We start from the raw sequence: 9,278 nt of genomic DNA, 5'->3' as shown, positions 1-9,278 counted from the left end.
TTAGCCGCGCCGGGCCATGGATGGCCCGTCGCGGCGGCCCGCGGAGCAATGCCGGAGTGAGGGAACACCGAGCCTAGGCGAGGTGCCGACAGGCGGGGCAGAGCCCTTTGCTTACTTTGGGGCTTTTCCAAAGTGAGCCGCTGTAAGAGCGGAACCATAGGTGGCCGTTACCGAAGAAACGGATATGCACACCACACCACACCACCACTCAAATCCTGCGTCTACGCCCCAACTGCGGAATCCCCAAAGCAGGCACCACCTCCACCCGCTCCACCCTCCTCCCAACCACCCCCGCCAACCCCACCACCGTCGGCTGACTGAACAACGACCGGGCATCCACCTCCAACCCCGCCTTACGCAGCCGCGCCACCACCCCCACGGCCAACAACGAATGCCCCCCCAACTCAAAGAAATGATCCTGACGCCCCACCCGATCCAGCTTCAGCACCTGCGCCCAAACCCCAGCAATCACCGTCTCCACCTCCCCCTGAGGCGGTTCATAGGCGCGACTCAACACCGCCTCCACCCCAGGCTCCGGCAACCCCTTGCGATCCAGCTTCCCCGCCGGATTAAGCGGCCACACCTCCACCCGCACAAACGCCGAAGGCACCATGTACTCAGGCAACCCCTCCACCATGTAACTGCGCAACGCCTCAAGCTCCGGCACCGCATCACGAACAGTGAAATACGCCACCAACCGCTCATCCCGAATCAACGCCGCCACCTCGCGCAATGCAGGATGCGCCGCCAACCGCGCCTCAACCTCCCCCAGCTCCAGCCGCACCCCACGCAGCTTCACCTGAAAGTCATTGCGCCCCAGAAACTCCAGGTTCCCGTCCGGCAAATACCGCACCAGATCCCCCGTGCGATACAACCGATCCCCCGCCACAAACGGGCTGTCGATAAACCGCTCCGCCGTCATCTGCTCCAACCCCAGATACCCGCGAGCCACGCCCACCCCGCCGATATGCAACTGCCCACTGCACCCCAGCGGCACCGGCCGATCATGCTCATCCAATACGTAAAGCCGGGTATTACTGATGGCCCGCCCAATCGGCAACTGCAACCCCGGCACCGGCGCACCCGGCTCCAGCGTCCAGGCACTGCTGTCCACCGTCGCCTCGGTCGGTCCGTAGACGTTATGCAAGCGCACCTTGGGCAATCGCGCCTGAACCCCACGGGCCAAGGCCTCTGTCAGCTCCCCACCACCGCATAAAACGTCGGTAAGGCTGGTACAAAGCGCAGACTCCTCCAGCTCCAGAAACTGCTGCAACATCGCCGGCACAAACTTGATCACGCTGACCTGTTGCTCACGAATCACCTGCGCCAGGTACGCCGGTTCACGGTGCCCATCGGGACGCGCCAGGACCAGGCGCATGCCATTGGTCAGCGGCCAGAACAGCTCCCACACCGAACCGTCAAAACTGAACGGCGCCCGCTGCAACAACGCGCCACCCTCGGCATTCGGGCACAGTTGCGAGCCCCAGTGCATCAGGTTGCCCAGGCCCCGATGCTCGATCATCACGCCCTTGGGCGTGCCGGTGGAGCCGGAGGTGTACATCACGTACGCCAGGTTGCGTACGCTCAGCCCCGGCACTCGCGGGTTGCCTTCAGGCGCCTGCTGCCAGGCGCCGTGGTCGAGGTCGATCACCGGTATCGACACCGCCCCCGGCAAATCCCGGGTCGCGCCGTGTACCAGCAAGGCGACCGGCGCGCTGTCTTGCAGCATGTAGGCGAGACGCTCGCGAGGGTAGCCCGGGTCCAACGGTACATAGGCGCCCCCCGCCTTGAGGATGGCCAGCAAGCCCACCACCAGGTCCAACCCGCGCTCGACACACAAGGCCACCCGCGAATCCGGCTGCACGCCGCGCTCGCGCAGGTGATAGGCCAGGCGGTTGGCGCGCTCGTTGAGCTGGCGGTAAGTCAGTTGCTGCTCACCGGCCTGCACCGCCACCGCGTGAGGTGTGTGCCGGGCATGGGCTTCGAACAGGGCGTGGACGGTCTGGTCCACGGGGTAGTCGGTTTCGCTGGCGTTGAAGTCCACCAGTTGCTGTTGCAGTTCGGTCGCGGGCAGCACCTGCACATCGAACAGCGGCGCCTCGGGCGTCTCCACCAATCCCGCCAGCACCGTGCCAAGGTAGTCCAGCAGGCGCTGGGCACCGACCTTGCGGGGCGCCTTGGCCTTGAGCCGGAAACCGCTGGCCAGGTCGTCCACCGTCAGCATCAGTGGGTAGCTGAGGATGTCTTCGCTGCTCAGCAATTCGATGCCGGGCTGCAGCACCTCGAGTGCCTCGACCGAGACATGCCGGTAATTCAGCAGGCTGTTGAACAGCGGTGTGACGCCGCTGCAACGCTGGGCCAACGCCAGGGACGCTTGCTCGTGGGCGAGCAAGGCGCTGAGTTGCTGCTGCGTCTGCCTGATCGCCTCGCGCACCGTCACCCCGGCCAGGCGTACCCGCAGCGGCAAGGTGTTGATGAACATGCCCAGGGCACGGTCGGCGCCCTCACCTGCTTGCAAACGCCCCAGCAGAACCGTACCGAACACCACATCGTCACGGCCCGAGACGCGACCCAGTACATGGGCCCACGCCAGATGAAACAGGCTCGCCGCGCTGACACCCAAGGTGCGGGCCTGCTCACGCAACAACTGGCCGAGTGCGTCGGGAAGCAGCACGTCGGCTTCCTCGGTGTCACGGCGATCCGCCTGGCGTTCCTGTAAACCGAAGGCCAGGGTCGGCTCGTCGACATCCGCCAGCCGCTCGCGAAAGAACGCTTCGTGCCCGGCCTCGCGTTCCGCTGACCGGGCCTGGGCGACCACGTTGCGATAGGGCACCGGCGCCGGCAATTGCTGTTGCTGGCCAAGCAGATGAGCCTGGATTTCCGCCATCAGTACTTGCGTGGAAGTGGCGTCGTTCACCAGGTGATGGAAACGCAGCATGCCTACCCAACGGCGGTTCTGCCGGTCTTCGGCGTAATCCAGGGCCATCAGCGGCGCCTTGCGCAAGTCCAGTGGCCGCTGGCGTTCGCGCAGTTGTTCGAGAATTGAGTCCCCCTGGAGGGCCACCGGTTGCACGTCCAGAATCGCCTTGCGCCACACCACTTGCATCGGTTGTTCGAGGGCATCCCACGCCAGGCTGGTGCGCAGGATGTCATGGCGGTCGATCACCTGTTGCAGCGCCTGGGCGAACGCCTCCAGCTGTTCACGGCGGGCAAAGCTGAACATCGCGTGTTGCTGGTACGGATCGCGCTTGTCGGTGATGTGGTGATACAGCAGGCCTTCCTGCAACGGCGCCAGCGGGTAGATCTCCTGCACATTGGCGGCGCCACCGGGGATCGCGGCGACGATGCGTTCTATCGTCGGCGGGTCCAGTTCGGCCAGCGCCAGCAGGTCCGGAGTAATCAATTGGCAACCTGCCGGAACACGGTTGGCCGGCACATCAAGCTCGGTGCCCTGGCCGACCGCTGCCGCCAGTGCGGCCAGGGTCGGCTGGCCGAACAGCACCTGCACGTCGGCCTGCAACCCGGCCTGGCGCATGTGCTGCACCAACTGGACCGCCAACAACGAATGGCCGCCCAACTCGAAGAAATGGTCATGCCGCCCCACCCGCTTGACGTGCAGCACATCGGCCCAGATCTGCGCCAGGGCGATTTCCGTAGGCCCTTCGGGGGCTTCGTAAATTCGACTGACAAATGCATCGGCACCGGGTGCCGGCAAGGCCTTGCGGTCGAGTTTGCCGTTGGCCGTCAGGGGCAACGCGTCCAGCTTTACGTAGGCCTGCGGCACCATGTAATCCGGCAAGCGTGACTTGAGATGGGCGCGAAGCGCTTCAATCGCAACCGGCGCGTGCTCGGTGAACCAGGCCAACAGCTGCCCCTCGCGTACCAGCACCACCGCTTCGGTGACCCCTTCATAACCCGCCAGGGCGGACTCGATTTCCCCCGGCTCGATACGCACGCCGCGAATTTTTACCTGGTCGTCGTTGCGGCCCAAATATTCAATATTCCCATCCGGCAGCCAACGCGCCAGGTCGCCGGTGCGGTACATGCGGCCTGGGTTGAATGGGTCATCAAGGAAGCGCTCTGCGGTCATGTCCGGGCGGTTCAAATAGCCCCGCGCCACGCCTTTCCCGCCGACGTACAACTCGCCTGCAGTACCGATGGGCACCGGCCGCTGTTGCTCATCCAGCAGGTAGACCGCGGCATTCGCGATGGGTTTGCCGATGTGCAGCGCCTGCCCGGCCTCAACGAGGCCCGAGGTGGCAACCACGGTGGCTTCAGTGGGACCGTAGTTGTTGATCACCGTGAAACTGCGCGCCTGGTTGAACTGGCGCAGGCGGTCGCCACCAATCAGCAGCGTGCGCAAAGTCGGGTGTTCGATATTCTGGCTGAACGCATACTCGGCCACCGGCGTGGGCAGGAAGCATACGTCCAGTGGTTGCGCGCGCCACCAGGCCAGCAGCGCGTCGATGTCTTCGGCGCCGTCGTGGGCCGGCGGCAAGTGCAAGGTCGCGCCCACGCACAGCGCTGGCCAGACCTCCCAGGCCATGGCGTCAAACCCGAAACCGGCAACGCTGGCGGTATGGCTGCCCGCGTGCAAATCGAAGGCCTGGCAATGCCAGTCCACCAGGTTGGCCACGGTGTGGTGCTCCACCATCACGCCCTTGGGCAGGCCGGTGGAGCCCGAGGTGTAGATCACATAAGCGAGGTTGGCGGGTGTCATCGCCACTTGCGGGTTGCGCGCCAACTGCGCCGTGGCGTGATCCAGATTGATGACCGGCACGCTCAATACCGGTAGACGCTCGAGCAAATCCGTCTGCGTCAGCACCGCCACCGGCGCGCTGTCATCGAGCAGGTAGTGCAGGCGCTCGGCAGGATGGGCCGGGTCCACCGGGACATAACAGGCGCCGGACTTGAGAATCCCCAGCAAGCCCACCAGCGTCTCCAGGCCGCGCCGGGCGACGATCGCCACACGGTCGTCGGGCTTTACCCCCAGCACCAATAGCTGCCGCGCCAGGGCATTGGCCCGTTGATTCAATTGGTCATACGTCAATCGCTGCCCCTGATACACCGCCGCCACCGCATGCGGGGTCACCGCGGCCTGGGCCTCGACGCGCCCATGCAGGGTTTGCGCTGCGGGATAGGCCTGGGCGGTGGCGTTCCAGCGTTGCAACTGCGTGGTTTCGTCGGGCGTTATCAGTGAGAAGTCAGCCAGGGGCAGCGCGGTGTTTTCCAGCCCCTGCTCCAGCACATACACCAGGCGATCGGCCAGGGCCTGCACCTCGTGTGCCTGGAAGTACGCCTCGTTGTAGACGCAGTGCAGGCACGCCGTGTCGTGGTAGCGATTGCTGCGCAAGTGAATCGCCAGCGGCAACGGCTCATGGTGGTTGGACACCTTGATCGCCCGGGCCGATGCCTGGCCGTAGCGAAATTCATGGTCGTCCTGCTCATAGGACACCGACAGGTCGAACAGTTGGCCGCGGTCGGCGCGCAGCAAACCCAGCTCGCGATTCATCTCGCTCAGCGGGAAACGTTGATGTCGGAAATCCTGCTGGAGCTGGTCGCGTACGCCACGCACCAGGGCGCTGAAAGGCAGGTCGTCGCGGAACTGCAAGCGCACGGCACTGACCTGGGTGAACAGCCCCAGGGTCGAACGAAAGCGTGCATTGGAACGGTTGAGTATCGGCAGCCCCACCACCCACTCCTGGCGCTGGCCGGTGCGGCTGAAGTACAGGTACATCGCCGCCAATAACACATGGAACGCCGACGCCTGGTAATGGTTCGCCACCCGCGCCATGCGATTGAGCAGCGCCGCCGGAAACGGTGCTACCAGGGTGTTGCTCGGTGCCTCGCCCTTGGCCTGGTAACGGCGCGTCAGCAGCGGCTCTGGCAGCGCCTGGTATTTGTCCAGCCAGTAGCTGCGGTCCCGGGCGTAACGGGCCGACTCGCGATAGCGTTCATCGTTGTCGATGAAGTCGATATAGGACGGCGCCGACAGGTCCGGCTGCCGGCCCTGCTCCAGGGCGCTGTAGATACCTGCAAGGGATTGCAGCATCTGGCCAAAGCCCCAGCCATCGAGAATCAGGTGGTGAGCCTGGGTGCCGAGGCGGTAATGCTGGTCATCGAGCTTGACCAGGAAGAAGCGGAACAACGGCTCATCGACCAGCGCATAGGCTCGCGCCATCTGCGCCTGCAACAAGGCCTCGGCGGCCGCGCGGGGATCCGGCTGGCGCGAGACGTCATGCTGCGGCACCGATACCGCCATGGCCTCGGCAAACGCCTGCCGTGGCAAGCCATCGGCCGCCACTTGCAACACCGTACGCAATGCGTCGTGCTTGGCCACCAGGTGCTCGATGGCTCGCTGGATCAATGCGGGATTCACGGTGCCCGTGAGTTCGATATAACCCCCGATGTTGTACAGCGGCGAGTCACCGAGGCGCAGTTGGTCGAGCCAGATATCCCGCTGGGCGGCGGTCAGGGGGAAATACGTCATAAGATCCTTCTCATGTGAGGTGTCGATAAGGCGCACAACGCCCCATTGAGGCGAAATCAACGGGATTTAAGCATCGCCCCGGAGGGCCGTATGTCACCCGAAACCCGGACAGCCCGGGTACCGCGCCGGGGTTGGCTGATGGTTCAGTGCTGAAACGATTAAATGGATGTAAGAGATTGGCTACATCTGGCCGATGCCATATAGCCGGGCATTTCGAGAAAATTGAGTAAATATGTTTTATATCAACTAGTTAACAAACTCTAAAATCCTTTTACCCTGCAGCTTCAGCCTATATCCCTGTCGGAAATGACGAAATAATGGCGCGCTTTTTATGGCAGGTTGTGTCCCTCGTTTCCGCTACATACGTAGGACAAATCCACGTGGCTAAATGAAGCCTCGAGCACCGACCCAGGTTCAAGGAGAACGGGAGGCCTGCACACGTACGGGCAACCGTTGACGGTTTTCGACATCAAGGATGAGATGGCTATGAGTCTGACCAGCAGTATTCGGAATATGGAAAATCCGCATTTTTATTTCGAGTTGGGAGAGTTGATTTCAAGCACCGGCACTGAACACTTCGCAGCGAACATGCTGCAACTGGTCAACAAGCTGGTACCGGTTCACTTGGTGGACCTCAGTGAATGGACCCTCGACGAGCACCAGGCCTGCGTGCTCGATATCAAGTTACTTGGCAGCGACGGGTTGAAGCAGGACCTGCCGCCACCGCGCACCCTGCATCACCGCGACGATCATCCGCTGCTGAAAAAAATGCTCGGCATGAACGACCCGCTGTTGATCCAGATGAATGCCAAGGCCGACAGCACCCACACCCGCGGCACCTCCCATCAGTGCAACCTGGTATCGCGCCAGGCCAATCGGCGCTGCGTGATTTCGTTCTACCGGCCCCACACCCAACGCGCCTTTTCCCTGGCGCAGTTGTCGTTTCTCAAGAGCCTTTCGGAAACCTTGCTGCCGTTGATCGAGCGCCACGCGCAGATCAATCGACAGGCCCCGCCGGTAGCGCCCGAGCCCTCTAAAACTCCGTTGGAGCAGTCGCAATTGCAGCGCGAATTCTATAAACGCCTGTCACTCAGTGACATCACCTTATCGGCGCGGGAACAGGAGGTTTGCCTGGGGTTGTTGACCGGCGGAACCGTACCGCAGATGGCCGAGAAACTCAGCGTAAAAAACAGCTCCATCGAAACCTACCTCAAGCGCGCGGCGGCTAAACTGGGCGTGAGTGGCCGGCATGGCCTGGCCAAATGGATGGTTGGCGCGTGATGAAAAAACTGATGCTCGGCGTGGCGTGTGTGCTTGGCGGGTGTTCGTTGATCCCGGACTATCAGCGGCCCGAGGCACCGACCCCGGCGCACTACCCGGTGTATAACGCGGACCGGGTGGGGCCATCGGCCGCCGGGCCTGACTGGCAACAGTTGTTCCGTGACCCGGTGATGCGGCAGTTGATTGGCCAGGCCCTGGTGAATAACCGTGACCTGCGGGTGGCGGCGCTGAATGTCGAAGCGTTCCAGGCGCAGTACCGCATCCAGCGTGCCGACCTGTTCCCGGCGGTGTCTGCCACGGGTGCCGAAAACCGCCAGAAAGTCCCGCGGCGCGCCACTACCACCGGCAAGTCTGCGATCACCTCTACCTATTCGGCGACATTGGGCGTCAGCGCCTACGAGCTGGATTTTTTCGGCCGCGTACGCAGCCTCAGTGAGCAGGCGATGCTGCAATACCTGGCCACTGAAGAAGCTCGGCGCAGCGCGCAACTGAGCCTGGTGGCCAACGTCGCCAACGCTTACCTGACCTGGCGCGCCGACCAGGAACTGCTGGCCCTGGCCCGGCAGACGCTGGCCTCGGACGAGCACAGCCTGCGTCTGACGTCGCGCAGTAAAACGGCGGGCAAGGCGACGTCGATTGATGTGATCCAGGCCCAGACCAGCGTCGAAAGTACCCGGGCAAGCATTGCGCGCTACCAGCGGCAGGTGGCCCAGGACCTCAACAGCCTGGCGTTGCTGGTGGGTGGGCCGGTGCCGGATTCTTTGCCGGCACAGCCGCTGTCCGACGACCTGGTAGCCCGGGTGCCGGCCGGGTTGCCGTCGGACCTGCTGCAACGGCGGCCGGATATTGTGCAGGCCGAGTATCAGCTTCAGGCGGCCAACGCGAATATTGGCGCGGCGCGGGCGGCGTTTTTTCCTTCGGTTACGCTGACGGCCAACGCGGGTACCTCGAGTAAGGATCTGTCGGGATTGTTCCAGGGGGGCTCGGGGAGTTGGGGGTTCCAGCCGCAGATCAATCTGCCGATCTTCAACGCGGGCAGCCTGCGGGCCAGCCTGGATTACGCGAAGATTCAGAAGAACATTTATGTCGCGCAGTATGAGAAGTCGATTCAGACCGCGTTCCAGGAAGTCTCGGACGGGCTGGCGGCGCGGCAAACGTATAACGAGCAACTGGCGGCGCAGCGGGATTTTGTTCGGGCCAACCAGACGTATTACGACCTGGCTCAGCACCGGTATCGCAGTGGGGTGGACAGTAATCTGGTGTTTCTGGATGCGCAGCGGTCGTTGTTCAGTTCGCAGCAGGCGTTGATTGTTGATCGGTTGGCGCAGTTGGTGGCGGAGGTGAATTTGTATACGGCGTTGGGTGGGGGGTGGGAGGGTGATTCTGCTGGGGGTGGGGGTGGGGGCATATCCGTTTCTTCGGTCACGGCGGCTTATGGTTCCGCTCTTACAGCGGCTCACTTTGGAAAAGCCCCAAAGTAAGCAAAAGCAAGAGCACGGCGGCCTGA

General features: G+C 63.2%; 3 protein-coding genes. 2 read left to right on the top strand and 1 reads right to left on the bottom strand.

Translation table 11 applies throughout. The annotated features are described in order from the left end of the window. Positions 1 to 208: 208 nt before the first annotated feature. Positions 209 to 6,490 (bottom strand): non-ribosomal peptide synthetase, encoded by a 6,282-nt coding sequence (locus tag HX824_RS02350; protein WP_177054087.1) that lies wholly within the window; start codon positions 6,488 to 6,490, stop codon positions 209 to 211. A 486-nt stretch (positions 6,491 to 6,976) separates the two neighbouring features. Between HX824_RS02350 and HX824_RS02345 the strand changes: the two genes are divergently transcribed. Together HX824_RS02345 and HX824_RS02340 are read left to right on the top strand one after the other, a co-directional pair. After that, the gene (locus HX824_RS02345) at positions 6,977 to 7,771 is read left to right on the top strand and encodes a helix-turn-helix transcriptional regulator (protein WP_008430236.1); all 795 of its coding nucleotides are present in this window, start codon (positions 6,977 to 6,979) and stop codon (positions 7,769 to 7,771) included. Continuing rightward, positions 7,771 to 9,252, top strand: a complete 1,482-nt coding sequence (locus tag HX824_RS02340; protein ID WP_256346903.1) for an efflux transporter outer membrane subunit — start codon at positions 7,771 to 7,773, stop codon at positions 9,250 to 9,252. The genes HX824_RS02345 and HX824_RS02340 overlap by 1 nt, the downstream gene beginning before the upstream one ends. Positions 9,253 to 9,278: the final 26 nt, after the last annotated feature.

Source organism: Pseudomonas sp. D4002, from assembly GCF_013385665.1.
Lineage (GTDB): Bacteria > Pseudomonadota > Gammaproteobacteria > Pseudomonadales > Pseudomonadaceae > Aquipseudomonas.
The sequence above is the reverse complement of the archived record's forward strand: the minus strand, read 5'-3'. Positions and strand labels throughout refer to the sequence as shown.